At 72.6% G+C, this 25,637-nt stretch carries 22 protein-coding genes; 12 read left to right on the top strand and 10 right to left on the bottom strand.

Annotated features, from left to right (window positions below):
* Nucleotide 1 precedes the first annotated feature (1 nt).
* Nucleotides 2-694 (bottom strand): hypothetical protein, encoded by a 693-nt coding sequence (locus tag ACGFYN_RS21050; protein ID WP_393867339.1) that lies wholly within the window; start codon nt 692-694, stop codon nt 2-4.
* Nucleotides 695-1,192: 498 nt separating this feature from the next.
* On the opposite strand from ACGFYN_RS21050, the gene ACGFYN_RS21045 reads away from it, so the two are divergent.
* On the top strand, nt 1,193-2,587 hold the full coding sequence (locus ACGFYN_RS21045) for a M20/M25/M40 family metallo-hydrolase (protein ID WP_393867338.1): 1,395 nt from the start codon (nt 1,193-1,195) through the stop codon (nt 2,585-2,587).
* Nucleotides 2,588-2,618: 31 nt separating this feature from the next.
* Here ACGFYN_RS21045 and ACGFYN_RS21040 read toward each other — a convergent pair whose 3' ends face one another.
* Nucleotides 2,619-3,368, bottom strand: coding sequence for an SLATT domain-containing protein (locus ACGFYN_RS21040; RefSeq protein ID WP_393867337.1), 750 nt, complete (start codon nt 3,366-3,368; stop codon nt 2,619-2,621).
* 255 nt (nt 3,369-3,623) lie between these two features.
* Between ACGFYN_RS21040 and ACGFYN_RS21035 the strand changes: the two genes are divergently transcribed.
* Genes ACGFYN_RS21035 through ACGFYN_RS21025 form a run of 3 tightly spaced genes read left to right on the top strand, consistent with a single transcriptional unit; the run spans nt 3,624 to nt 5,281 of the window.
* Complete coding sequence (locus ACGFYN_RS21035; protein ID WP_393867336.1) at nt 3,624-3,968, top strand: YbaB/EbfC family nucleoid-associated protein; 345 nt, start codon at nt 3,624-3,626, stop codon at nt 3,966-3,968.
* Between the two features lie 58 nt (nt 3,969-4,026).
* Nucleotides 4,027-4,626, top strand: coding sequence for a recombination mediator RecR (gene recR, locus ACGFYN_RS21030; RefSeq protein ID WP_383831218.1), 600 nt, complete (start codon nt 4,027-4,029; stop codon nt 4,624-4,626).
* Complete coding sequence (locus ACGFYN_RS21025) at nt 4,619-5,281, top strand: DUF5063 domain-containing protein (protein ID WP_393867335.1); 663 nt, start codon at nt 4,619-4,621, stop codon at nt 5,279-5,281. The genes recR and ACGFYN_RS21025 overlap by 8 nt, the downstream gene beginning before the upstream one ends.
* A 37-nt stretch (nt 5,282-5,318) precedes the next feature.
* On the opposite strand, the gene ACGFYN_RS21020 is transcribed toward ACGFYN_RS21025, so the two are convergent.
* A complete protein-coding gene (locus tag ACGFYN_RS21020; protein WP_393867334.1) occupies nt 5,319-6,035 on the bottom strand; it encodes a TSUP family transporter in 717 nt (238 codons plus the stop codon).
* Nucleotides 6,036-6,252: 217 nt separating this feature from the next.
* Between ACGFYN_RS21020 and ACGFYN_RS21015 the strand changes: the two genes are divergently transcribed.
* The 4 genes from ACGFYN_RS21015 to ACGFYN_RS21000 all read left to right on the top strand — a co-directional run bounded on the left by ACGFYN_RS21015 (nt 6,253) and on the right by ACGFYN_RS21000 (nt 10,874).
* A complete protein-coding gene (locus tag ACGFYN_RS21015) occupies nt 6,253-7,542 on the top strand; it encodes an aspartate kinase (protein WP_393867333.1) in 1,290 nt (429 codons plus the stop codon).
* Nucleotides 7,542-8,606, top strand: coding sequence for an aspartate-semialdehyde dehydrogenase (locus ACGFYN_RS21010; protein WP_393867332.1), 1,065 nt, complete (start codon nt 7,542-7,544; stop codon nt 8,604-8,606). The genes ACGFYN_RS21015 and ACGFYN_RS21010 overlap by 1 nt, the downstream gene beginning before the upstream one ends.
* A gap of 535 nt (nt 8,607-9,141) precedes the next feature.
* Complete coding sequence (locus ACGFYN_RS21005) at nt 9,142-9,717, top strand: SigE family RNA polymerase sigma factor (protein WP_393867413.1); 576 nt, start codon at nt 9,142-9,144, stop codon at nt 9,715-9,717.
* A 113-nt stretch (nt 9,718-9,830) separates the two neighbouring features.
* Nucleotides 9,831-10,874: a hypothetical protein gene (locus tag ACGFYN_RS21000; RefSeq protein WP_393867331.1), complete on the top strand. Its 1,044-nt coding sequence runs from the start codon at nt 9,831-9,833 to the stop codon at nt 10,872-10,874.
* Between the two features lie 57 nt (nt 10,875-10,931).
* On the opposite strand, the gene ACGFYN_RS20995 is transcribed toward ACGFYN_RS21000, so the two are convergent.
* The gene (locus tag ACGFYN_RS20995; RefSeq protein ID WP_393867330.1) at nt 10,932-11,714 is read right to left on the bottom strand and encodes an SURF1 family protein; all 783 of its coding nucleotides are present in this window, start codon (nt 11,712-11,714) and stop codon (nt 10,932-10,934) included.
* 44 nt (nt 11,715-11,758) lie between these two features.
* Nucleotides 11,759-12,127, bottom strand: a complete 369-nt coding sequence (locus tag ACGFYN_RS20990) for a nuclear transport factor 2 family protein (protein WP_393867329.1) — start codon at nt 12,125-12,127, stop codon at nt 11,759-11,761.
* Nucleotides 12,128-12,300: 173 nt separating this feature from the next.
* Between ACGFYN_RS20990 and ACGFYN_RS20985 the strand changes: the two genes are divergently transcribed.
* Nucleotides 12,301-14,115 carry a prolyl oligopeptidase family serine peptidase gene (locus ACGFYN_RS20985; RefSeq protein ID WP_393867328.1) on the top strand — a complete coding sequence of 605 codons (1,815 nt, stop codon included), beginning with the start codon at nt 12,301-12,303 and terminating at the stop codon, nt 14,113-14,115.
* A 220-nt stretch (nt 14,116-14,335) separates the two neighbouring features.
* Here the strand turns inward: ACGFYN_RS20985 and ACGFYN_RS20980 are convergent, their stop codons facing one another.
* Complete coding sequence (locus ACGFYN_RS20980; protein WP_393867412.1) at nt 14,336-16,210, bottom strand: NAD-binding protein; 1,875 nt, start codon at nt 16,208-16,210, stop codon at nt 14,336-14,338.
* 174 nt (nt 16,211-16,384) lie between these two features.
* Between ACGFYN_RS20980 and ACGFYN_RS20975 the strand changes: the two genes are divergently transcribed.
* Nucleotides 16,385-17,461: a permease gene (locus ACGFYN_RS20975; protein ID WP_393867327.1), complete on the top strand. Its 1,077-nt coding sequence runs from the start codon at nt 16,385-16,387 to the stop codon at nt 17,459-17,461.
* Nucleotides 17,458-18,204 carry a TIGR03943 family putative permease subunit gene (locus ACGFYN_RS20970; protein WP_393867326.1) on the top strand — a complete coding sequence of 249 codons (747 nt, stop codon included), beginning with the start codon at nt 17,458-17,460 and terminating at the stop codon, nt 18,202-18,204. The genes ACGFYN_RS20975 and ACGFYN_RS20970 overlap by 4 nt, the downstream gene beginning before the upstream one ends.
* Here ACGFYN_RS20970 and ACGFYN_RS20965 read toward each other — a convergent pair.
* The gene (locus ACGFYN_RS20965; RefSeq protein ID WP_393867325.1) at nt 18,143-18,658 is read right to left on the bottom strand and encodes a hypothetical protein; all 516 of its coding nucleotides are present in this window, start codon (nt 18,656-18,658) and stop codon (nt 18,143-18,145) included. The two genes, ACGFYN_RS20970 and ACGFYN_RS20965, sit on opposite strands and share 62 nt — an antisense overlap.
* Before the next feature lie 99 nt (nt 18,659-18,757).
* Here ACGFYN_RS20965 and ACGFYN_RS20960 point away from each other — a divergent pair, with 99 nt between their 5' ends.
* Complete coding sequence (locus ACGFYN_RS20960) at nt 18,758-19,249, top strand: hypothetical protein (protein ID WP_393867324.1); 492 nt, start codon at nt 18,758-18,760, stop codon at nt 19,247-19,249.
* A gap of 184 nt (nt 19,250-19,433) precedes the next feature.
* Here the strand turns inward: ACGFYN_RS20960 and ACGFYN_RS20955 are convergent, their stop codons facing one another.
* From ACGFYN_RS20955 to ACGFYN_RS20945, 3 genes are all read right to left on the bottom strand, one after another.
* On the bottom strand, nt 19,434-20,216 hold the full coding sequence (locus ACGFYN_RS20955) for a glycosyltransferase family 2 protein (protein ID WP_393867323.1): 783 nt from the start codon (nt 20,214-20,216) through the stop codon (nt 19,434-19,436).
* 182 nt (nt 20,217-20,398) lie between these two features.
* Nucleotides 20,399-24,424 (bottom strand): AAA family ATPase, encoded by a 4,026-nt coding sequence (locus tag ACGFYN_RS20950; protein ID WP_393867322.1) that lies wholly within the window; start codon nt 24,422-24,424, stop codon nt 20,399-20,401.
* Between the two features lie 365 nt (nt 24,425-24,789).
* Nucleotides 24,790-25,458 carry a DUF4232 domain-containing protein gene (locus ACGFYN_RS20945; protein ID WP_393867411.1) on the bottom strand — a complete coding sequence of 223 codons (669 nt, stop codon included), beginning with the start codon at nt 25,456-25,458 and terminating at the stop codon, nt 24,790-24,792.
* Nucleotides 25,459-25,637: the final 179 nt, after the last annotated feature.

Here is a 25,637-nt window from a genome sequence, read left to right as displayed (position 1 = left end):
CTCAGCGGCCGGCGGCGGCCGGCTTCCGCCGATCCCGGCCGTAGACCAGCACGGCCCCGCCGGCGACGACCAGCCCGATGAGTTGCGGCGTCAGCCACCAGGGCACGCCCGTCCACACACAGATCAGGCCCACGACGAAGCACGCGGCGATCGTGGTCGTCAGCAGCCGCATGCCGTAGGGCTGCCAGCGCACGTAGGGCTCCAGACGGCGGCCGCCCAGGCCCGTCAGCAGCACCGTGCCGAACACGAACGTCAGGACGGCGATCAGAGCGCCGAACGTGCCGGCCGCGGCCACCATCTGCGGTTCGTCGCGCGGCTCGTCGGAGCTGCTCTGCCGGGCGTCCCCCTCGGCGAGCGTCATCACCGAGCCGCGCCAGACGGTGCCGGTGACGCGGTCGCCCTTGTGCAGCGAGGTCAGCAGCGGGTCCCAGTCCCCGAAGTCGACGGTGCCGTCCCAGAAGGGCGAGCCGGTCACGGTCGCCGTGTGACCGCCCTTCTTCCCGGCGCGCGCGTGCACGTCCGCGACCTTGAACTCAACCGTGCGGACACAGTCCTCGACCGCGTGCTCCGGCAGGCCGCCGGGACAGGACGGCGCCGCCGTGTACTCCCGGTACCGGCCGATCTCCTGGCCGAGCCAGGTGGTGAACGCGGCGCGGCAGCCCAGCACCGCCGCGAGCGAAACCGAGATCAGCACCAGTCCCGTCAGCCGTCTCTTCCACGGCCGCAGAGGCGGCGCCGCCCCCGCCGCCGGAATCCCCGCCGTCGCAGGCGTCCTGCGCTCCACCCCGACCCCCCGTTCACCTCGCACACCAGTATCCGACACCGCCCTTTCACGCACGGTGCAGTGGTTCAGCGCGGAGAACGTCGTGGCCGTCGGCACCGCGCTGCTCGGCATCGTCGCGTTCGGCGTCATGGTCCGGTACGAACGCCGCGTGCCGCGCCGCTGGAGGCACCTCCGGGACCCGGCAGATCTTCCAGAACCGGGTGCTCGGAACCTGTCCTGGCCTCCATCGGCGACGGCGAGAGCGAGAACGTCATCCGGGCGGGTGGCCATCTGCCGTGCTCGGCGACGGTGGCGTCGGGGCCGGGCGCGGGGGGCTGACGGCGGGGGAGCGACGGCCGCCTCCTTGTGCCCCGGTGGCGTGTCCATGACGATGGGGGAGCGTCGGCATCGGCAGCCAGGGGAGGGCACATGCGTCCCACCAGGAGAACGGTCCTGACCGCGACGGCGGCGGCGAGCGCGGCCGCACTGGGGCCGGCGGGCCCCGCCGACGCGGCCGCGCAGGGCGGGCGCCCACCGGCCACGGCACAGCACCCGTCCCGCGAACTGCGCGCGCTGCTGCGGGAGTTGGACCCCGGGCGCATCGAGGCGACCGTCCGCAGGCTCGTCTCCTTCGGCACCCGCCACACCCTCTCCGTCCAGGACGATCCGAAGCGCGGGATCGGTGCGGCCCGCGACTGGCTCCTCGCCGAGCTGCGCTCCTGCGCTGCCGGCTCGGGCGGCCGGATGACGGCCGAACTCCAGTCGTACGTCCAGGAACCGGCCTCCCGCATCCCGGTCCCCACGAAGATCACCAACGTGGTCGCGACCCTGCGCGGCTCGGTGACGCCGGAGCGCGTGTACGTCGTCTCCGGGCACTACGACTCCCGGGTCACCGACGTCATGAACGCCACCTCCGACGCGCCCGGCGCGGACGACGACGCCTCCGGCGTGGCCGTCGTGCTGGAGCTGGCGAGGGTGCTGGCGAGACGCCGCCCGGCCTCGACGATCGTGTTCGCGGCGGTGGCGGGCGAGGAGCAGGGACTGTACGGATCGACCTACCTGGCCCAGCAGTTGAAGGCCGCCGGGGCGGACGTCCAGGGCATGTTCACCAACGACATCGTCGGCAGCCCGACCGCCGACGACGGTACGAAGGATCCCTACACGATCCGGCTGTTCGCGGAGGGCGTGCCCACCTCGGAGACCCCCGAACAGGCCGCCACCCGCAGGTCGGTGGGCGGCGAGAACGACTCGGTGACCCGCCAGCTGGCCCGTTTCGTCAGGGACGTGGCCGACAACGACGCCACCGGCATGCGGGTCCGGGTGGTCTACCGCCGCGACCGCTACCTCCGCGGCGGCGACCACATCCCCTTCCTCGAACGCGCCTACCCGGCCGCCCGCTTCACCGAGCCGGCCGAGGACTTCGCCCACCAGCACCAGGACGTCCGCGTCGAGGGCGGCAAGCAGTACGGCGACCTGCCGCAGTTCTGCGACTTCGGCTTCGTCGCCCGGGTGGCGAGGGTGAACGCCGCCGCCCTGTGGACCCTGGCGCAGGCGCCGGGCACGCCCAGGGGCGTGAAGATCCTGACCTCCGCCCTGACCAACTCCACGCAGCTGGTGTGGACCCGGGGCACGGAACCGGACCTCGCGGGCTACGAGGTCGTGTGGCGCGAGACGACCGCGCCGGACTGGACCCATGTGACCCCGGCGGGCGACGTCACCGCCTTCGAGGCGGACCTGTCGAAGGACAACGTGTTCTTCGGCGTGCGGGCGGTGAACGCGCAGGGCCTGCGCAGCCCGGTCGCCTTCCCCGCCCCGCAGTCGTAGCGCTGCCGGACGCGGACCCGGACCGGGTCCCTCACCTCGGCTCGGGCGGGCGCTGGCGCGGCATGTTCGGGCGGGTGGCCGTCCCCGGCGGCAGCGGGAGGCGGCCGTGCGTGCCGCCGATCTCCTGGCGGCCGGCGCCGCTGCCCGCGGACTGGATGCCCATCGGCGCGGAGCCCGTGCGGAACTCCACCATCCAGTCGGCCGTCTCCGTGCGGACCAGCTCGGTCACGTCCTCGGAGAAGCGCCGCAGGATGCCCAGGCACCGCTCGGCGGCCTCGCTCGCCGTCCCCTCGGCGGGGCCCAGCACCTCGCGCACACTCTCCGAGGCCCAGTCGAACTGGAGCACCTGGAGCCGGCGCTGCACGGCCTGCGCGGTCGCCACGTCCCTTATCCAGCCGGAGGTCACGCCGAAGTAGCGGTCGACGGCCACACAGGCCACCGCGAGCAGCAGCGCCAGATACCCCCATGTGGCCAGCCCGGCGACGGCGTGGGTCAGGTCCAGCAGCGGCAGCGCGGCCCCGGCGACGGCGCCCACCGCGGCCCCCGTGCGCAGCACCCGGGCGCCCCGCCGCTTCCACGCCCGGTCCGCGAGATACCAGGCGGCCGTCTCGAGCGCCCCGTGCTCCACCCACCGGTACAGCTCGTGCAGCCGCTCGGCCGGCTCGCCCCAGTCGCCGAGCGGGAACGCACGCCCGGTCAGATCGCCCGGCCGGAGCCCGGCGGCACCCTCGCCCCGCCCGTCCTGAGGCGGACCCTCGGGCTGCATCTCCGGCTGACCCACCCGCACTCCTTCTGATCACGACCGATCACGTAGCGTGACACCTGATGCTGATGTGCCCGACCCTTCCTACCGCCCAATGGGTGGCGAAGCCCATGGATTCACCTCTTTTCCGCCCGGAAGTGGGTCTTGATCAGGTATAGGACTCGGCGGAAGCTCACTCGAAAGAGTGCCGGGGCGATGGCTGCCTGGACCACGTAGGCTCGTGCCAGGCGGGAAAACCTCGCCGAGAAAGCCGTACGAAACCAGGAGCTGATCGTGATTCCCGGTGGTGGCCAGCCCAATATGCAGCAGCTGCTCCAGCAGGCCCAGAAGATGCAGCAGGACCTGCAGCGGGCACAGGAGGAGCTGGCACAGACGGAGGTCGACGGACAGGCGGGCGGCGGCCTGGTGCGGGCCACCGTCACCGGCTCCGGCGAGCTGCGCGCACTGAAGATCGACCCCAAGGCGGTCGACCCCGAGGACACCGACACCCTCGCGGACCTGATCGTCGCGGCGGTCCAGGCGGCGAACGAGAACGCCCAGACCCTCCAGCAGCAGAAGCTCGGTCCGCTCGCCCAGGGCATGGGCGGCGGCAGCGGTATCCCCGGCCTGCCTTTCTAAGACGGGTCCCGGCCAACTACCGTACGTACTGAAGGAACCCAGGAAGGGCGGCAGGCCGTTGTACGAAGGCGTGGTCCAGGACCTCATCGACGAACTGGGGCGGCTGCCCGGCGTCGGTCCCAAGAGCGCCCAGCGGATCGCCTTCCACATCCTGCAGGCGGAACCGACGGACGTACGGCGGCTCGCGCAGGCCCTGATGGAGGTCAAGGCGAAGGTCAGGTTCTGCGCGACCTGCGGCAACGTCGCACAGGAGGAGCTGTGCAACATCTGCCGTGACACCCGTCGCGACCCCGCCGTGATCTGCGTGGTGGAGGAGCCCAAGGACGTGGTCGCCGTCGAGCGCACCCGCGAGTTCCGGGGCCGCTACCACGTCCTGGGCGGAGCGATCAGCCCGATCGAAGGTGTCGGACCGGACGACCTGCGTATACGAGAACTTCTCGCGCGGTTGGCCGACGGTACGGTCACGGAACTGATCCTGGCCACGGACCCGAATCTGGAGGGCGAGGCCACCGCGACGTACCTCGCCCGGATGATCAAGCCCATGGGCCTCAAGGTCACCCGCCTGGCCAGCGGCCTCCCGGTGGGTGGTGACCTGGAATACGCGGACGAGGTGACCCTCGGCCGTGCCTTCGAGGGGAGACGACTCCTAGATGTCTGACGCCAAGCTGCACGCCACGTCCCCGGACCCGGACGACTTCGCGGTTCAGATCGCGGACCAGGTGGAGAGCTTTCTCGTGGCCGTGAGGGAGGTGGCCAAGGGCGACGAACCGGACTCGGCCGTCCCCTTCCTCCTCCTGGAGGTCTCCCAGCTGATGCTGGCCGGCGGCCGCCTCGGCGCGCACGAGGACATCGTCCCCGACGAGCGCTACGAGGCGGACACGGGCCCCGACGCCGACGTGGACGACCTCCGCGAGAATCTCGCCCGGCTGCTGGACCCGATCGACGTCTACTCCGAGGTCTTCGACCCCTACGAGCCGCGCACGGCCCCGGTCCCGGCCCGCATCTCCGACGACCTCACCGACGTCATCACCGACCTCCGCCACGGCATGGCGCACTACCGCGCGGGCCGCACCACGGAGGCCCTGTGGTGGTGGCAGTTCTCCTACTTCTCCAACTGGGGCTCGACGGCCTCGGCGGCCCTGCGCGCCCTCCAGTCGGTGGTCGCCCACGTCCGCCTCAACCAGCCCCTCGAGGAGCTCGACGGCCTGGACACCGACCAGCCGGCGATGGGCGACGAGACGCTGGAGTTCGAGGCCGGCAGGGTGATGCAGGAGGAGATCGGCGGACCCTTGGGGATGCAGACGGGGAAGTGAACCGGACGCCTCCCCGGGGATTCGGGGAAGGCGTCGGTCACAGCCCCCACACGCCCTTCCCGAGCGCCGTGACACCGCCTGTCAGGGCCAGCGTCAGCACCAGCATGCGGGCCCGCTTCTCGGGGATGCGTTCGGCGAGCGCCCGGCCGACCACCGCGCCCACCGCCATCGCGGCGACGACCCAGCCCCAGCGGGCGCCGGTCAGCTCCGGCAGGCCGTTCGCGGCCAGCGAGAAGGCGTTGACGACGACGCCGTAGAACTGCGCGTTGGGTACGAACTCCCGTACCGTCCAACCCGCGTTGACGGCGTAGAGCGAGATCGGCGGGCCGCCCACGCCCGCCGCCGAGTTCATGAACCCGCCCACCGCGCCCGCCGCGACCGCGCCCTTGGTGCCGCGCAGCGCGGGTACCCGGGCGCCGCGCAGGACCAGCAGCACGGCGGCCGTCACCAGCCCGCCCATCACCAACAGCAGGACGGGCTGGGGGAGTTCGCGGGTCAGCCAGGCCCCCGCCGGCACCGTGCACGCCGCCGCAAGGCACAGCGGCACCATCGCGCCGGGGCGGACCCGCCGCCAGCCGCCGGCCAGCCCGACGACGCAGATGATCCCCGACGCGCAGTTGGCGAGCACGACGGCCCCCGCCGGTCCGAGCAGCAGCATGAGCGCGGGCACGGTGACCAGCGCGAAGCCCATGCCGGTCAGCCACTGCACACAGGAGCCGAGCAGCACGATCCCCGTCAGCAGTACGTCCGTCATGGCGCGACCTTAGGTCAGCGCCCCGCCGCCCGGAGCCCCAAAGGGTGACCTGGCCCACTTTGCGGACTGTTCACGGGCAACGGGGGCAGGGACCGTGCTGGAGAGCGCCGGATCTCACCATGTGGTTCCGGCAAGGTCGATTTCGGGCGCTCGATAGACTGAGCCGACCGCAGTACATATGCGTATCTGCGGAAAAGAGACGGAACGAGGAGCGCACGTGGGCCTTGTCGTGCAGAAGTACGGAGGCTCCTCCGTAGCCGATGCCGAGGGCATCAAGCGCGTCGCCAAGCGGATCGTGGAAGCGAAGAAGAACGGCCACCAGGTGGTCGTGGTCGTTTCCGCGATGGGCGACACTACGGACGAGCTGATCGATCTCGCCGAGCAGGTATCCCCGATGCCGGCCGGCCGTGAGTTCGACATGCTGCTGACCGCCGGAGAGCGGATCTCCATGGCCCTGCTGGCCATGGCGATCAAGAACCTGGGCCACGAGGCCCAGTCGTTCACCGGCAGCCAGGCAGGCGTCATCACCGACTCGGTCCACAACAAAGCCCGGATCATCGACGTCACCCCCGGCCGGATCCAGCAGTCGCTGGACGCGGGCAACATCGCCATCGTCGCCGGCTTCCAGGGCGTCAGCCAGGACAAGAAGGACATCACCACCCTCGGCCGCGGTGGCTCGGACACCACCGCCGTCGCGCTGGCCGCCGCCCTCGACGCCGAGGTGTGCGAGATCTACACCGACGTGGACGGCGTGTTCACCGCCGACCCGCGCGTGGTGAAGAAGGCGCAGAAGATCGACTGGATCGCCTTCGAGGACATGCTGGAGCTCGCCGCGTCCGGCTCGAAGGTGCTGCTCCACCGCTGTGTGGAGTACGCCCGCCGCTACAACATCCCGATCCATGTGCGCTCGTCCTTCTCGGGACTGCAGGGCACCTGGGTCAGCAGCACGCCACTCGTTCACACACAGCAGCAAGGGGAACAGAAGGTGGAGCAGGCCATCATCTCCGGTGTCGCTCATGACACCTCCGAGGCCAAGGTGACGGTCGTCGGCGTCCCGGACAAGCCGGGCGAGGCCGCCTCGATCTTCCGCGCCATCGCGGACGCGGAGATCAACATCGACATGGTCGTGCAGAACGTGTCCGCCGCCTCCACCGGGCTGACGGACATCTCCTTCACCCTCCCCAAGACCGAGGGCCGCAAGGCCATCGACGCCCTGGAGCGGGCCAAGACGGCCATCGGCTTCGACTCGCTGCGCTACGACGACCAGATCGGCAAGATCTCGCTCGTCGGCGCCGGCATGAAGACCAACCCGGGTGTCACCGCGTCCTTCTTCGAGGCGCTCAGCGACGCCGGGGTGAACATCGAGCTGATCTCGACCTCCGAGATCCGCATCTCGGTCGTCACCCGTGCCGACGACGTGTCGGAGGCCGTACGCGCGGTCCACTCCGCCTTCGGCCTCGACTCCGACACCGCCGAGGCGGTCGTCTACGGGGGCACAGGACGCTGATGGCACGGCACGGGTCCGTGCGGCCGACGCTGGCGGTCGTCGGAGCGACCGGGGCCGTCGGCACGGTCATGCTCCAGATCCTGTCCCAGCACGCGGACATCTGGGGCGAGATCCGTCTGATCGCCTCGGCGCGCTCGGCCGGCCGCAAGCTGGCCGTGCGCGGCGAGGAGGTCGAGGTCGTGGCCCTGACGGAGGAGGCCCTCGACGGGGTCGACGTCGCCATGTTCGACGTGCCCGACGAGGTCTCCGCGCACTGGGCACCCATCGCCGCCACCAAGGGCGCGGTGGTGGTGGACAACTCCGGCGCCTTCCGGATGGACCCGGAGGTGCCGCTCGTGGTGCCCGAGGTCAATCCGCACAAGGCGCGTCTGCGGCCCCGCGGGATCATCGCCAACCCCAACTGCACGACCCTCTCCATGATCGTGGCGATGGGTGCCCTGCACGCCGAGTTCGGACTTCGCGAGCTGGTGGTCTCCTCGTACCAGGCGGTGAGCGGGGCGGGGCGCGCCGGGGTCGAGACGCTGCGCAGGCAGCTGTCGCTGGTCGCCGGCACGGAGCTCGGGACCAACCCCGGTGACGTACGGCGGGCCGTGGGCGACCAGACCGGGCCCTTCCCGGAGCCGGTCGCGCTGAACGTCGTGCCGTGGGCCGGGTCGCTGCGCGAGGACGGCTGGTCCTCGGAGGAGATGAAGGTGCGGGACGAGTCCCGCAAGATCCTCGGCCTGCCCGAGCTCCCCGTGGCGGTCACCTGCGTACGGGTGCCCGTGGTCACCACGCACTCCCTCACCGTCCACGCCCGCTTCCAGGGCGAGGTCACCGTCGACGGCGCCCGCGAGATCCTCGCCACGGCCCCCGGCGTGGTCCTGTGCGACGACCCGGCCGCGGGTGAGTTCCCCACACCCGCCGACGTGGTGGGCACCGACCCCACCTGGGTGGGCCGGGTGCGGCGCGCGCTCGACGATCCGACGGCGCTCGAACTCTTCGTCTGCGGCGACAATCTGCGCAAGGGCGCCGCCCTCAACACCGCGCAGATCGCCGAGCTGGTGGCCACCGAGTTCGTGTGACACTCGTGGTGGTGGGCGCGCTCCCATGGTGTGACGTGTTACGTGCAACACATCCCGAAGCAAGGGATTGCCGCCGGAAAAGCCCTGGCAGCGGCCGGTTTGCTTTGTAGGATTTGTGGCTGCGCGGGCCCCGGATAATGGTCCGTACCACTTGCCCCGGAGCCCTGTGGCATCCGAAGATTTTCCTCCCCGCCCTCCGCAACCGTGCGGAGGGCGGGGAGCGTCTTTGCGAACGCCCTTCGGGGGTGCGGGGATGCGCGACGGGACGTGGGGACGTCTCGAACATTCGGGACATAGGGGAAGAGCGGGTAGGCATGAGGGCGTATGACGCACGGTCGGTGGTGCTGCCCGACGCGAGACAGCCGGTGACGGCACGCGACACAGAAGTGATGCCCGGCACGTACAACCCTGACGGGGGTGAACGTGTCCAACTGACGTGGCTGAGGTACTCGACTTCTCTGCGGCGACGCGCGGCACGGCCCTGCGGCCGCCCCGTCCGTCCCTACGACCCCGCATGCCCGGCGCGCCCGGCGGCATGCCGGTGATCGCGCCCATGCCCGCAGCGCGGCCGACCCGCCTCCCGAATCAGCGCGAAGGCGCCGAGGACGTCGCGGCGGCCGGCACCACCGTCGACCACCTCACCGAGACCTACCGCGCGCACTACCGCTCGCTGCTGGGACTCGCCGCCCTCCTGCTCGACGACACCGCCTCCTGCGAGGACGTCGTCCAGGAGGCCTTCATCCGCGTGCACTCGGCACGCAAACGTGTCCGCGACCCCGAGAAGACCCTCGCGTACCTGCGTCAGACGGTCGTCAACCTCTCCCGCTCCGCCCTGCGCCGCCGCATCCTGGGCCTGAAGCTGCTCTCCAAGCCGATGCCCGACATGGCGAGCGCCGAGGAGGGGGCCTACGACCAGCTGGAGCGCGACTCCCTGATCAAGGCGATGAAGGGACTGCAGCGCCGTCAGCGCGAGGTCCTGGTGCTGCGCTACTTCGCGGACATGACCGAGGCCCAGGTCGCCGAGTCGCTCGGGATATCGCTGGGTTCGGTGAAGGCGTACGGCTCCCGCGGCATCGCGGCACTCCGGATCGCGATGGAGGCGCCGGCATGAACAAGGACGCCGAGGGGCCCGACTCCCATGACCGACACGAACCTTTCGCCTGGCATGAGCCGACAAGAACGCACGAGCAAGAGCACTCGCAACCGCACGCTGGGAACAGAACTGTGAACCACGGCCGCGACGACCGGAGCCCCGAGGACGGGTTCGACTCGGACGAGCAGGCCCTGCGCAGGATGTTGCAGCAGGCGGTGGAGACCGTCGAGCCGCGTGACGGCACGCTGGACCATCTGCGGCGGGCCGTGCCCGCACGGCGCGCCCGCAAGCGGCAGGCCGCCGTCGGCATGGCGGCAGCCGCCCTGTTCATCGGCACGGCCGTCCCGGCCCTGCTGCACGTCTCGGGCGCCACGGGCTCCGACGTCAACCCGTCCGTCGCCGGCCAGGCCTCGCAGGCCCAGGGCGGCGCGAGCCAGGGAAAAGCCGACGGCAGTGACAGCACTGCCGGGGGCACTTCCGGCAAGTCGCAGGACAAGGGCAAGGGCAGCACGAAGGGCGACGGCAAGGGAAAGGGCAGCACGCCCGGCACCGGCAGCGGAGCGGGCACCGGCCCGGCGGCCACCAGTGCGGCGGGTACCCCGGTGTGCACCGCCGAGCAGCTCGGCTCGGCCACCCAGTCCGTCGACGCCCCCGACTCCGCGGGCACGGTCTACGGCACCTTCCGCGTCGTGAACATCTCCACCGCCGCGTGCAGCGTGGGCGGGTCCGGAAGCGTCAGCGTGCTCGCGCAAGGAGCCGCGGACGCCACCAAGGTCGGCGCGCAGCGGCATGTGGCCGGCGACGCGGCGGCCGGCCTGCCCGACCCCGCCACCGAGGTCACCGGGCTGCTGCTGCAGCCGGGTGCGGCCTACGAGGAGAAGTTCGCCTTCGTCCCCTCGGCGGCCTGCCCCAGCACGGGCGGCAACGGCGGCACCACCGACGGCGGTCCCTCCGCCACGCCCACCCCGACGGGCGACACCGGCAGCACCACCGGCAGCACGTCCACCGGCACCGACAGCGGCGTCACGACGCAGCTGATGCGGGAGGACGGCACGGCGGACGGCAGCGTGATCGTGTCCCACACGACGGAGGCGGGCTCGCCCACGGTGTCGGCGGTGGTGTCCAACGCATGCGCGGGCACGGTCTACTTCACCGGGATACTGGCCGGGGCGTGAGGCGGCAGGCGTGACCCGGGGGCTGCCTCCGGCCGGGAGCTCGCGCCCCCACCGGCGTCAGACGGTCACGCTCTCCTCTTCCTCCGCGACCAGACCCATCTCCGCGTCCCGTGCGAACTCGACCTCGCGACGCAGCAGCCGGAACCACATGAACACCACGAACCCGGCGAAGACGAACCACTCGCCGGTGTAGCCGAGGTTCTGGAACGCCTTCAGGTCGAGGCCGGAGTCCGAGGGCGCCTTGGCCGGCACGGCCGTCATCCCGCTGTCGGCCTTGTCCAGCGTGATCCAGGCGTCGTATACGTCGTACGGCACGAGGTTCACCAGCGCCGCCGAGCTGATCGCCCCGGTCTGCCCGGACGGCAGACCGCCCTGGGCGCTCACCCCGTCGTCGCCGGGCGTCTCGGACGCCTGCAGCGCGCCGGTGACGGTGACTTCACCGGTGGGCGCGGCGGGCGCCTTCGCGGCGTCGGCGGAACCCGGCAGCCAGCCCCGCACCACGGGCAGCGCCTTGCCGTCGTCGGTGCGCAGCAGCGTCAGGACGTAGAAGCCGCGCTTGTCGTCGAGGTCGCGGTCCGGGACCAGCAGCTGCTTGCCGTACCGCCCGGTCGCGGTGGCCTGCCTGCCGGACGTCGCCTGGTCCACGGGCAGCAGCTCGTGCAGCGGGGCGGCCGCCTCGTGCCGGGCCGTCGTGACCTGCTCGGTCGCGTCGCGGTGGCTCTGCACTCGGTCTTCGAACCGGCTCAGCTGCCAGGACCCCATGAAGATGCAGAAGGGGATGGCGAGCAGCACGAAGACGTTGATCCCCCACCAGCGGGACGTCAGCAGAAACCGGTACACGCCATCAAAGGTACGGCGCCGCCCTGCGGAGGCCTGTCGCGGGGTCAGTACCGCTCGGTGAGGTGGTCCCGGCCGGCCGGGGGTTCGTAGGGCTCCGGCCAGAAGTCGGTTATGGACGTGATCCGGTCCGCACCCGAGAAGAAGGAGATCCCGTACATCTCCTCCAGCCCGACGGTGAAGTGGATCCAGCTCACCACCTGGCCCGGCTCGGCGACGATGCGCTCGATCCTCAGGCGCCAGTCGCCCGGATACTCGCGGTTGAACTCCACGTACCGCTGCTTGCCGGTGATCCGCTCACGCGTCTGCGGCAGGGTGTAGACGACGTCCTCGGCCAGGGTGTCCGCGAAGGCGCTCCAGTCCCGGGCCGCGGCGGCGGCCCAGAACCTCTCGACTGTCTTGCGCAGATCGGTCATGCCGAGCAGTCTGCACCCCGCCACTGACAAACGGATCCGAGCTGGGCGGACGCCCGCATCGGGGAGGGTCCGAGGGCGCGGCCGGAAGGGGCCGGGTAAGGGAGCGGTAGAAGTTGTCCACAGGCTGAGGATCCCGCCCGCACAGGGTCATGGGGAGCAGGCAGTATGGGGTCATGACTGAGAGCAACGGGTCCGCCGCGCCGGAGCGGAAAGAGGACATGCCGGACTGGGAGAAGCGCTTCCGGGCGCCGCGGGTGTCGCTGCCCGACTGGGCGGAGGACGCACCGGACCGCTCCCTGTTCGTGTCGAACGCGACGGGGACGTACGAGCTGTATGCCTGGGACCGGTCGACGGGCGACCGCCGCCAGGTGACGGACCGGCCGAACGGCACGACGGACGGTGTGCTCACCCCGGACGGCGCGTGGATCTGGTGGTTCGACGACAAGGACGGCGACGAGTTCGGCGTCTGGCGCCGGCAGCCGTTCACGGGCGGGGAGGACGAGCTCGCGGCACAGGGCCTGGAGGCCTCCTACCCGGCGGGCCTGGCCCTCGCCCGGGACGGCCGCACGGCGGTCGTCGGCCGCTCCACCGACGAGGACGGCACCACGATCCACCTCTCGCGCACGGGCGAGGACCCGGTGGAGGTCTACCGCCACCGCGAGTCGGCGGGCGTAGGCGACCTCTCCCACGACGGCGAGCTGATCGCGATCGAGCACACGGAGCACGGCGACGCGATGCACTCCGCCCTGCGCGTGCTGCGCCTGGACGGCACGGCGGTCGCCGAGCTGGACGACACCGGGGGCGGCAAGGAGGAGCTGGGCCTGGAGGTCCTGGGCTTCGCACCCGTCGACGGCGACACCCGTCTGCTCGTCGGCCACCAGCGCCGCGGCCGCTGGGAGCCGATGTTGTGGGACACGGCCACCGGCGAGGAGACCGACCTGGCCCTGGACCTGCCCGGCGACGTGAGCGCCGAGTGGTACCCGGACGGCACCGGCCTGCTGATCGTGCACAGCTTCGAGGCCCGCAGCGAGATGTTCCGCTACGACCTGGCCGGCGGGAGCCTGGAGAAGGTCCCCACCCCGCCCGGCTCGGTCTCCGGCGCGACGGCCCGCCCCGACGGCAGCGTGGAGTACCTCTGGTCCTCGGCCGCCGAGCCGTCGGCGGTCCGCTCGACGACGGGCGAGGTCGTCCTCGACCCGCCGGGCATGAAGTCGCCGGGCTCGGTGCCCGTGGAGGACGTCTGGGTGGAGGGCCCCGGCGGCCGCATCCACGCCCTGGTCCAGAAGCCGGCGGGCGCCACCGGCCCGCTGCCCACCGTCTTCGACATCCACGGCGGCCCGACCTGGCACGACAGCGACTCCTTTGCCGCGGGCCCGGCGGCCTGGGTCGACCACGGGTACGCGGTGGTCCGCGTCAACTACCGCGGCTCCACGGGCTACGGCCGCGCCTGGACCGACGCCCTCAAGCACCGCGTCGGCCTCATCGAACTCGAGGACATCGCCGCCGTCCGCGAGTGGGCGGTGGGTTCGGGCCTCGCCGACCCCGCCCGCCTGATCCTGACCGGCGGTTCCTGGGGCGGCTACCTCACCCTTCTGGGCATCGGTGCCCAGCCGGACGCCTGGACGCTGGGCATCGCCGCGGTCCCGGTCGCCGACTACGTCACGGCGTACCACGACGAGATGGAAGCCCTGAAGGCCATGGACCGCACCCTGCTGGGCGGCACCCCGGAGGAGGTCCCCGACCGCTTCGAGGCCTCCTCCCCGCTGACCTACGTCGACGAGGTCACGGCGCCGGTCTACATCTCGGCGGGCGTCAACGACCCCCGCTGCCCCATCCGCCAGATCGAGAACTACGTCAAGCGCCTGGAGGCCCGCGGCGCGACCCACGAGGTCTACCGCTACGACGCCGGTCACGGCTCGCTGGTCGTGGACGAGCGGATCAAGCAGGTGCGGCTTGAACTGGAGTTCGCGGAGCGTCACCTGGGATGACATCCGGGCGCCGGGCGGGCAGTTCCTGCGGCCCGTCCGGCGCGAGGTCCGCCAAGCCGCGTCCAGCGCGGAGCCCCGTCCGAGGCCGAGTCCGTCGGGCCCCGTCCGAGGCCGAGCTCGCCGGACGGTCCAGCGCCGAGCACGTCACGCCCCAGCCCGCGCCGAGCATGTCCCGCCCGGCCCGCGCCGAGCCCGTCGGCCCCGGCCCGCGCCGAGTCCGTCACGCCCCGGCCCGGTCCCGTGGACGTCGCCCCAGCAGCTCGGCCAGCCCCGTCCGGGTGGCCGCGAGCACCACCCGGTCCGACCCCCGCAGCACGTACGAGTCCGGCAGATCCCACACCAGCCCCGACCCCGGCAGATCCTCGTACGCCTCCTCCGTGGCCGGCTCCTCCCGCCGGCCGCCGGAGGCAGAGGTACCGGTGTCGAGGGCCAGCACCCGCCAGGCCCCCGGCCGGAACGCCTCGGCGATCGTCCTGCCGTCCAGCTGCGCGTGCCCGCCCACGTCCACCGCGGCGAATAGCAGCACCCGCCGCTCCACCGGGATCGCGCCCAGGATCTGGCGCCCCATCATCGCCCCGGCGAAGGCGGGCGCCGCCAGATGGGACACGCTGCGGCTCCGGGTGGAGGCCCGCGGATGGGCGGCGCGCAGGGTCCGGTACACGGCGGTGGCGAAGTCGTCGTCGTACAGCCGCAGGACGACCCGCAGATCCGGCCGCACGGACCGGGCGTAGAGCGCGGCCTCGAGGTTAGTGGTGTCCGCGCTGGTCACCGCGAGCAGTGCGTGCGCCCGGTGGATCTTGGCCGCCTCCAGGACGCCCTCCTGGGTGACGTCTCCGAGCACCACCGGCACCCGCAGCCGTCGCGCGGTCGCCATGCCCCGTGCCTCGGGGTCGGACTCGACGCACACCACGGGGATGCGCAGTTCGCGCAGCCGGGTCAGCACGCGTGTGCCGATCTTGCCGAGGCCGAGAAGCACCACATGCCCGCCCAGCCCCCGAGGGGGCTTGCGCAGCGCGGACGTGGTGCGGAAGGTGCCCAGCGCCTCCAGCACCGCGGCCAGCAGGACCGGCAGCAGCAGCAACCCCGTGAGCCCGGACAGGAGTTGCAGGATCTGCCGGCCGACGGACGCGCCGATCGCGGGGTTGTCGATGGCGAACAGATCGAGCAGCGTCAGATAGAACGCGCTCAGCGGATGCATCCCCGTCACCAGCCACAGGGCCACCGCGAGCGCGAGCACGCACCCCACCATCCCGGCCAGCGACCAGCGCAGCCGGCGCGAGAACAGCGACGCGAACGCCACGGCCCCGCGGGCGGGCGGCAGTTCGGGCCCGGCGTAGGACACCTGCTCCAGGACGACGGTCCCGCGGCCGGTCGCGGCGCGCACCGCCGCACCGTCGGGCAGCAGCTCGGGCCCCTGCTCCGCGCCGTTCTCGGCGCTGTCCGCGGACAGCAGCGCCAGCGTGGCCAGTCCCGGCTCGGCCAGCTGGCCGACCATCGGCGTCCGTTCCACCGCCCTCAGCAGCAGACCGTCGGTCTGGACGACCTTGCTGGTACCGGCGACGGCGGTGGCGACGAGCGCCGGCGCGGCCGTGTCGGCGTCGGACAGTACGGTCGTGGAGGCGTCGGAGCCGGAGCCGTCGCCGTTGCCCGCGGCCAACGCGGCGGCCTGGTCGAGGAGTTCCTCGATGTGCTGGCCGAGCCGCCGGTTGTAGAGCCGGAGGACCAGCCGCAGCCTGGGATTGAGCCGGCGGGCGGTGAGGGCGGCGCGGATGTTGGTCTCGTCGTCGTCGTACACGAGCGCCAGGGCGGTGGCCCGCGCCACGCCCGCCGCGCCGAGCGCCTCCTCGGTCGGCTCGGCGGCCGCCATGACCTGGGCGGTTCCCACGGGTTCGGCGGCGCCGCCGCCCGCGCGGTTGACGGTCGCGTTCACCACCCGGTCGAGCAGCGCCGCCGTGGTCGCCCGGGCCCGCCCGACCGCCGGCATGCGCACACCGCGCTCGGAGGGCGGTACGACGAGGGTGACCTGTTCGCCGTAGACACCCCGCAGTTCGGCGGCGAGTCTGTGCGCCAGCCCGTCGTCGCCGCACACGACCATGTGCGCGGACCCGTCTTCGTCCGGCTGCCCTTGATTCGGAACGCTCGCCACGAGGGGAAAGACTGCCCCAAAGAGACGGGTGGTTCCAGAATCGAGTGAACAACGGCCGCTTTTCCGGCGTAGTGAAGGGGAGGGAAACCAGCGCCCTTCCGTACCACCGGAGGTACCTCGCACGTGGCCATCACCAAAGCAGCCCCGCCGACGGCGGACAGCCACGAACCGGTGGCCGACACCGCTGACGCTGCCGCCGACACGAAGTCCGCAGAGTCGAGATCCGCCGACACGAGGTCCGCAGAGTCGAGGTCCGCCGACACCAAGTCCCTCGCCCTGATCGTGCTGCTCCTGGTGCTGGTGGTGCTCCAGGGCCCCATTCGCGGCGCGCTCTCCGCGCCCGTCATGCAGAGCTGGATGACGGTGTTCGTGGCCGTGCTCGTCCAGGCGCTGCCCTTCCTGGTGCTCGGCGTGCTGCTCTCCGCGGCCATCGCCGTGTTCGTGCCGGCGTCGTTCTTCGCCCGCGCGCTGCCGAAGCGGCCCGCGCTGGCGGTCCCGGTCGCCGGAGTGGCGGGCGCGATCCTGCCGGGCTGCGAGTGCGCGTCCGTGCCGGTCGCCGGGGCGCTGGTCCGGCGGGGCGTCACCCCGGCCGCGGCGCTGGCCTTCCTCCTCTCCGCCCCGGCGATCAACCCGATCGTGCTGACGGCGACCGCGGTCGCCTTCCCCCGCAACCCGGAGATGGTCCTCGCCCGCTTCGTCGCCAGCCTGCTGGTGGCCTGTGTGATGGGTTGGCTGTGGCAGCGCCTGGGCCGCACCGACTGGCTGCGCCCGCCGGAGCGCCCGCACCACGAGGGCCAGGGCAAGGGGGCCGCGTTCTGGGGCTCGGTCCGCCACGACGTGATGCACGCGGGCGGCTTCCTGGTCATCGGCGCGATGGCCGCCGCGACCCTGAAGGCGGTCGCCCCGGCGAGCTGGCTGCGCACGGCGGCGGGCAACCCGCTGGTCGCGATCCTGGCGCTGGCCGTCCTCGCCGTACTGCTGTCGATCTGCTCGGAGGCGGACGCGTTCGTGGCGGCGTCGCTCACCCAGTTCTCGCTCACGGCCAAGCTGGCGTTCCTGGTCGTCGGCCCGATGATCGACCTGAAGCTGTTCGCGATGCAGACGGGCACGTTCGGCCGCGGCTTCGCCCTGCGGTTCGCGCCCGCCACCTTCGTCCTCGCGATCGCGGGCGCGGTCCTGACCGGGGCGGTGCTCCTGTGAACCGCCAGGCACAGGCGGCGGTCCTGTTCCTGCTCGGCGCGGCCCTGCTGCACGCGGGCTTCACCAACCTCTATCTGCGCTACGTCAAGGCAGGACTGCAGCCGCTGCTGCTGATGTCGGGCGCGGTGCTGATCGCGGCGGCGCTGGCGACGGTCTGGTACGAGTGGCGGGGCCGCGGCAGGAGCGAGGCCGGCCACGGAGAGGGGCACGACGACGACGGCCACGGCCACGTCCACCGCGAACCCCGCGTGGCCTGGCTCCTCGCCCTTCCTCTCCTGGCCCTCATCCTGGTCGCTCCGCCGGCCCTCGGTTCGTACAGCGCGATGCGCACCGGTACGGCGCTGCAGCAGCCGTACGGCTACAACGCCCTGCCCGCCTCGAACCCGCTGCCCCTCACCGTGGTCGACTACGCGACCCGCGCGGTCTACGAGCACGGCCGTTCCATCGAAGGCCGCCAGGTCGAGGTCATCGGCTTCGTCGCCCTGGACCAGGCCGGCCACCCCTACCTGGTGCGGATGGCCCTCAACTGCTGTGCCGCGGACGCCCAGCCGGTGAAGATCGCCCTGACCGGCAAGATCCCCCCGGTGCTCCAGCCGGACAAGTGGCTCCAGGTGAGCGGGACTTATACCGCCCGGCAGACCAAGGACCCCGTGAACGGCGGCCCGATCCCCTACCTGCGCGTCACGTCGGCGAAGCCGGTCCCGACCCCGAAGGACCCGTACGACGAGTCCTGGAACAACTGACGCCCCACCCCGCCTCGTGCGCGGCGGCGACCGCGCGTTCCTCGGCGTCGTCGGCGGCGGCGTTCAGGGACGGGTCCCGTCCCGCCGCGGACCCGCCGGCCGCCGCCGCGGCTGCCTGCGAGGCGGTGAGGGCCGCCCGCATGGCCCGGTGGCCGGCCTCGCCGCCGTCGGCCGCGTCGGCCAGCTGTGCGGCAAGTGCCGCGGTGGCGGCGGCGTTCCGCGCGCAGCGGGCGTCGGCCGCCGGGTCGGGGGCGGTCGTGGCGAGCGCGTCGAGGGAGCGCGCGGACAGGCGGAGGGCGCCCGCGGCGCGCCCGGCGGGAGTCGTCGGCACGAGCTCGGCGGCGGCCGGATCCACCCCGGCGTACCCGCACGTAGCCACGGCACGGTCGTAGGCACTGTGCGCGCGAGCGGCATGGTCCTTCCTGAGCGCCTCCGCGTCATCGAGCCCGGTCATCCCCAACCCCCTCGTCCCTGCTTCTGGATATCTGACGGGCCGTCAGTTATCGTCCCCTGCTGTCCGGCTTCCAAACGGGTGAGTGAAGGGCGATACGCAGTGGCGACGACGACACCTCCCCCCAGTCCGCAGCCGACCGGGGACCCCCGCTGGGTCGCGCTGTTCCACGGGTCCTCCTCGGGTTCCTGGCAGGTGTGCGCCGAGTCGCCCCACCGGGCGCCCGTGCAGTACGCGCTCGGCGAGATGGCCCACACCGTGCGGGCGCGCGGCGGCGCCCTCGCGGTGAGCCTGTGGGGCCCGAAGGACGGCGGATGGCAGCGCTTCGACGTCTCGGCCGCCCCCGCCGCCGCCGCTCCGGCGCCCCGGCCGTCCGCCGGCCCCGAGGAGCCGAGCAGGCTCTCGGAACGCATGGACGCCCGCAAGCGCCAGGTGCTCATGGCGGGTCTGAGCAAGGCGGGCCTCTACGACCTCACCGCTGACGACCACACGGCCGTACAGGAGCTCGTGGACCGGCTCGACGAGACGACGGTGCGCCGGGTGGCGGGGTGGCTGGCCCTGGGCGGCGGAGAGGGCGGGGCGGTCGGCCCGTGACGGGAGCGCGCGGGTGGGGCGGTCGGTTCGTGGCGGCGGGGCGCGGTCGGGTGGTCGGTCCGTGGCGGTGGGGCGCGGTGGGGTGGTCAGTCCGTGACGGGAGCGCGCGGGTGGGGGCGGTCAGTCGGTGAGCGGAGGGCGCACGCCGGTGGTCGGTTCGTGAGCGGGGGCGCAGGCGGGGCGGTCAGTCCGTGAGCGGAGGGCGTAGGCGGAAGTTCGCGAGCGCCCTCGCCCGCGCCTCCACCACGGCCATGCGCGCCGCGCGCTCGTCCGGGTCCACGTGCGCCGCCTGACCCGTCACCTGCCCCTCCCACTTGCGGTAGAGCAGACCCACCTCGCGGGAGAACCAGCCCCGGCTCACGGCGTTCAGCGCGAGCAGCAGGCCGGTGTCCTCGGAGGCCGGCAGGGCCATCCACCCACCGAGGGCCAGCAGCAGGTCCCGGCGGACGCACAGCGTGGCCGGGTGCACCTGGGCGCGGTGGTCGTTCGCCTTCCAGAAGTCGAGCACGGCGCCCCGCTCGATCGGGCCCTCGTCCGGGTCGCCCGGGAAGCCGGCCGTCGAGCCGTCCGGCAGCAGGTCCAGCGCCCGAGACGTCGTCCACCCGATCTCCGACTCGCCCTCCAGCACGGCAAGATCGCGGGCCAGCGCGCCCGCCGGGAGCAGGTCGTCGGCGTCGAGGATCTTCACGTACGGGCCCTCGGCATGGGCGAGCGCCATCGTGCGGGCGACTCCGGGGCCGCCCGGCCGGCCCTGCCGGAAGGTCACGCGCGCGTCGTCGGGGACATGACCGCGGACCTCGTCCGTCGTGCCGTCCTCCTGGATCACCCAGTGCCACGACCAGCCCGGCAACAGCTCCTGCGCGCAAAGGGACTTGTACGCCTCGGCGAGGAACCCGGCCGACGGGGCGTGCACGGCGGTGACGACGGCGATGCGCCGGTCCACGGCGGCGACCACCTTTCCGGGCATGTGGGGGACATGCGAAGACCCGGTCGCTGGCGACGGGGGATGCACCAGCGACCGGGCTGTCGCCCAGCCTAACAAGGCCGCACGCGCGGCGGGAGTCGACGGCCCGGCTCCGACCCGTGGTTGTGGCCGGAATCACGAGTTCCCGTCGATCAACTCACCATCTGTGCAACGGAGTTGGCCCCCTAGTCGCCGCACGGCGGCTTGTACGAAAGCCGCGGCAGGTACTCGTGCCACTTCTGCGCCGTCAGCACGCCGTGCGTGGCCGAGCAGATGCGCCGGACGGCGTCGTCGGGGTCCAGGCTCCACAGCCGTACGGTGTCGGCGCCGCTGGAGACGCCGAGCATGTGGCTTCTCGGGCTGAACGCGAGGAAGTTGCCCGTCTTGGCGTTGGGACTCATCGACTGGCCGATCGGGCCGGCGGAGGAGGGGTCGGTCACGTTCCAGAGGCGAACCGTGTTGTCGTTGCCGCCGCTGGCCAGCGTGTGCCCGTCCGGGCTGTACGTCAGTGAGACGACCGCCTCGGTGTGACCGGTGAGCGGGGAGCCCAGCGGCGTCGTCCGGGCCGGGTCGGTGCTGTTCCACAGCCGGACCGTGTCGTCGTCGCCGCCGCTCGCGAGGGTGTGGCCGTCGGGGCTGTAGGCGAGCACGTTGACGGGTCCCGAATGCCAGGCGAGCGGCGCGCCGACCGGCGTCGTGTGCGCCGGGTCGTCGACGTCCCACAGCCGGATGGTGCCGTCGGCGCTGCCGCTGGCGAGGGTGTGGCCGTCCGGGCTGAAGTCGAGGGCGTTGATGTAGCCCTTGTGGCCGGTGAGCGGGGCGCCGTACGCGACGACGTGCGCCGGGTCGCCGACGTTCCACAGCTGGAAGGTGTGGTCGGTGTAGGCGGTGGCCAGGGTGCGCCCGTCCGGGCTGAACGCCAGCGCGTCGGGGCCCATGAACCGGGTCTGCAGCTCGATGGGGGGCCCGTAGGAGACCGGCCGGGACGGGTCGGAGACGTTCCACAGGTGCACCTTGCGGTCCGCCGTGAGCACCGCGAGCGTGCGGCCGTCGGGGGAGAAGACCATCTCCTCACCGCCGTCCGCGTGCTTGAACGGTCTGCTCAGCGCCACCGGCCGGTCCGGCTTCTGCACGTTCCACAGCCGGATCGCGCCGTCGCGCCCGACCGTCGCGAGCACCTTCCCGTCCGGGCGGAACTCCCCGGTCCGGCCGATCATGTCCGACGTCGGGATCGACCACAGGCGGACCTTGCCGTCACCGCTTCCCGTAGCGAGGGTCCGGCCGTCGGGGCTGAAGCCCAGCGCGTACATCTCGCCGCTGCTGCCCGCCAGCGGCTCGCCGACCTGCGAGGGGTACTCGGGATCGCTCACGTTCCACAGGCTCGCGCTGCTGTCCGCGCTCGCGGCGGCCAGCTGCTCCCCGTCCGGGCTGAAGGCCACGGACCAGATGGGCCCGGTGTGGCCGGTCAGGGGCGAGCCGATCTGGGTGGCGTGCGCCCGGTCGGACACGTTCCACAGCCGTACGGTGTCGTCCGCGCTGCCGCTGGCCAGGGTGTTGCCGTCCGGGCTGAAGGCCACGGAGTGCACCAGATCGGTGTGGCCGGTCAGGGGCGAGCCGATCTGGGTGGCGTGCGCCCGGTCGGACACGTTCCACAGCCGTACGGTGTCGTCGTCGCCGCCCGTCGCCAGCGTCCGTCCGTCGGGGCTGAACGCGACGGAGCGCACGGCGGCGGTGTGGCCCTTCAGGGGTGCGCCGATGCGGGCCGGGTGCGCCGGGTCGGACACGTCCCACAGGCGCGCGGTGCGGTCCTCGCCGACGGACGCCAGCGTGTGCCCGTCCGGGCTGAAGGCGATCAGGTAGATGGTGCCCTTGTGCCCGGTCAGGGGCGTACCGAGCCGTACGGGATGCGCGGGGTCCCGTACGTCCCACAGCCGGATCGTCCCGTCGTCGCCCGCGCTGGCGAGGGTGTGGCCGTCCGGGCTGAAGACCGCGCTGCTCACCCAGCTGGTGTGGCCGGTGAGGGGTGCGCCGAGCGGTTTGGGGTGAGTGCGGTCGCGTACGTCCCACAGCCGGACCGTCCGGTCGTAACCGGCGGTGGCCAGGACCTTCCCGTCCGGGCTGAACGACGTGAGGTAGACGGCGCCGTCGTGGCCGGTCAGCGGGGTGGCCAGCGGCGCGTTCACGATCGATACCAGCCGGCTGTTGGCGTCCTGGTCGCCCGGCCGCAGCCGGTGCGCCACCAGGTCGAGCTGGGCGGAGAGCGACGGATCGGTGTACTGGACGCGGTCGGCCTCGGCGACCACCTGCTCGAAGACGGCGTCGTTGCGCTGCTGCCAGGCGACGACCGCGGCGCCGACGGCCAGGAGCGCGAGCACGACCAGCGCGGAGACCGCGCTCCGGCTGATCCACACCGTGCGCCGGCGCAGCCTGACCGAGGCGGCCAGGAACTCCACCGCGCTGCGGTTGAGGAAGGTGTCGCCGCCGTCCTTGGCGGACTTCGCCCAGGTGTGCGCCTGCTCCAGCCGCGAACCCCGGTAGAGCAGCGACGAGTCGCGGTCCGAGCCCTCCCAGGCCCGGCCGTCCTCCTCCAGCCGCTGCCGCAGCAGGTTGCCGTTGCGGTCCTCGTCGATCCAGTCGCGCAGCCGCGGCCAGGCGTGCAGCAGCGCCTCGTGGGTGATCTCCACGGTGTCCGCGTCGAGCGTCACCAGCCGGGCGCGGACCAGCGCCTCCAGCGACTCCTCCGTCTTGTCGGGGTTGGTCGACTCGTCCGCCAGCTGGCGCCGCGTGCCCCGGCGGCGGGTGGCCTGGGTGTCCTCGCCCAGCCGGACCAGCCGCAACAGCAGCAGCCGCGCGGCCGTACGGGCGGGCGGATCGAGGCCGGACCAGGCCCGCTCGGCGGTGGCGGCCACCGCGCCCTGGATGCCGCCCGCGGCACGGTATCCGGCGAGCGTCAGCCGCCCCGCCTTGCGCCGCTGCCAGGTGGCGAGGAGCGCGTGCGACAGCAGCGGCAGCACACCGGCGTCGTGCGCGCCGCGCGGCCCGTCGGCGCTCACCTCGCGCAGGATCAGCTCCGCGAGGCCCGGTTCGAGCTCCAGCCCTACGGCCTTGGCCGGCCCGTTCACCGCGTCACGCAGCTCGGCCGTGGTCAGCGGCCCGAGCACCATGTGGCGGTGCTGGAGCGCGTCGGCCAGCTCGGGATGGGCCAGGCACTGCTCGTAGAAGTCGGCGCGGATACCGAGCACCACCAGCACCGGGGCCGGCTCGTCGGTCTCCGCGGGCGTGCACGCGGCGTGCAGGATCCGCACGAACAGCCGCCTGGCCGCCTCGTCGGGGCAGAGGGTGAACGCCTCCTCGAACTGGTCCACGATGACCACGGGACGGCCCTCGGACGGCGTCTCACGACGGGCCCAGCGGACGAAGGCGTCCCGGACGGCACGTTCGACGTTCCCGGCGGCCCCGGCGTTTTCAGCGTCCTCGTCGTCCCCGCCGTGTGCCTCCACGACGGAGGCGAGTTCGGGAATCCTCCGGGTCAGCTCCCCGACGGGATCCGCCCCCGGTACGAGCTGCAGCACGCCCCGCGGCTTGCCGCCGCTGCCCAGCGCGCCGCTCTTCACCGCGGTCGCCAGGCCCGCGTGCAGCAGCGAGGACTTCCCCGCGCCCGAGGCGCCGACGAGCATGACCAGGCCGCCCGTCCGCTCCGCCGCGAGCAGCTGGTCGACGAGCGCGCCGGTGCTCCGGTCCCGGCCGAAGAACCAGCGGGCGTCCTCCTGCCGGTAGGAGGCCAGGCCCCGGTACGGGCACACGCCGGGGACGGCAGCGGCCCCGGCGGAGGGCTCCTCGGGGTCGGCGGCCGCAGGGGGACGGTCGCCGGCCGGGTCGGCCACGGCGCGCTCCCACAGGCGCTGCCAGTGGCCCATGTCGTACAGGCCGGGGGAGACCGGCGCGGGCCGGGAGCGCCGGGCCTGGGGGATGAGGACGTGCAGGACCGCGGCGAGGGCGGCGAACTGGGCCGGCACGTTCTTGGCCCGCCGCCAGTCGCTGATCCGCTGCGCGGAGACCCGTACGGGCCGCCCCCGCTCGTCCACCCGCTGCAGGTGTACGACGGCCTCGGCCACGCGCGCGAGGGGAGGGTTGCCCGCCTCCTTGTACAGCAGCGCGAGTCGCTCCGCGAAGGCCGTACGTGCCCCTGAATCGGAACCCACGGCCTCCACTCCTTGCTTCCCTCGTGTTTGTCCATCCGGACCGGAAAACTCACTTTATACGGCTGACCTGCGGCTTAAGTCTCCGGACCGGAGCCGGAATCTCCTCAGCGGGAGCCCCGGCTGGCAGGATCACGACGTAAGGGCGAACCGCGGCGCGCCTTCCGCGCAGGCCATCAGCTCAGTGCCCGGAGACACAGCCCAGGACGCCGAAGGTTCTCGGCCAGCTTCAGCCCATGGTGGCGAAGCTGCGGGAAAGGCGGCGTCGGCACCACAGCTGATCTCTTCGCTCGAGCCCGAAGGCCGCCCGCACCGTTCGGCACCGGTCCCCACGAGGGGAGGGACCGGAGCCGGACGACGCGGCGCGCGGACGGGTGTCAGCCGCCGTTGCCCGCCCGGAAGACCGTCAGGTTCGCGGCGTCGGAGACGGGTACCGCACCGCCCGTCCAGTCCACCTTCACCGGCTCCTTCTCGTCCGGCGGCGTGATCAGGATCCCGGTGGGCGTGGCCGTCTTCGCCCCGCTGATCTCAGGGTTGCCGAAACTCAGTCCCGCCCAGGCGCTCGCGCCCGGCGCCAGCGTGATCTTCACCGGGCTCCCGGCGGCCCGCCTGGGATCCGGCCCCAGCTGCTTGCCCGAACCGTCCACGAAGGCGGCGCCCGGGTATCCGTCGAGGGTGCAGGTGGTCCCGGAGAAGTTGGTCACGACAAGCGGAAAATTCTCCTGCCCGGCCCCGGGATCGTTCCGCCCCACGTGCCCACGCAGCTGGGAGGCACGACAACGACCGCTGCCGCCGCCGCTCTTGGAGGCGGAGGTGTCCTGCGCGCCCTTCGTGCCTTGCGTGCCCTTCGTGCCTTGCGGTGAAGCGGCGCCGGCGGGGGCGGACTGGGCGGAGTGGGACGCCGTAGCCGAAGCGTCGTCGCTGCTGCTGTCGCCACCGCCGCCACTGCCGCTGCCCGAACCGCCACCGCATGCGGTGAGCAGCCCCAGAGCGGCAACCGCCCCCAGCGTGACGACAACCCGCCGTGCCCTCAGAAACATGTACATGCGCTCCTCGACCTCGCCGCCCGACAGGGACGTGTGCGTGCGCGGGTCCGTATGCACCCGCTGTCCCTGTCCGATGCGAGCCGAGGCGAAAGAGTTCGCACGAGTTTTCCCGGCACACACGACAAAGGCCACACACCAAGATTGGTATGTGGCCTCTGACCAGCGTCGGGGTGGCGGGA

This window comes from Streptomyces sp. NPDC048419 (assembly GCF_043200415.1).
GTDB lineage: Bacteria > Actinomycetota > Actinomycetes > Streptomycetales > Streptomycetaceae > Streptomyces.
Note: the sequence above shows the minus strand (reverse complement) of the source record. Positions and strands in the feature narration are given on the sequence as shown.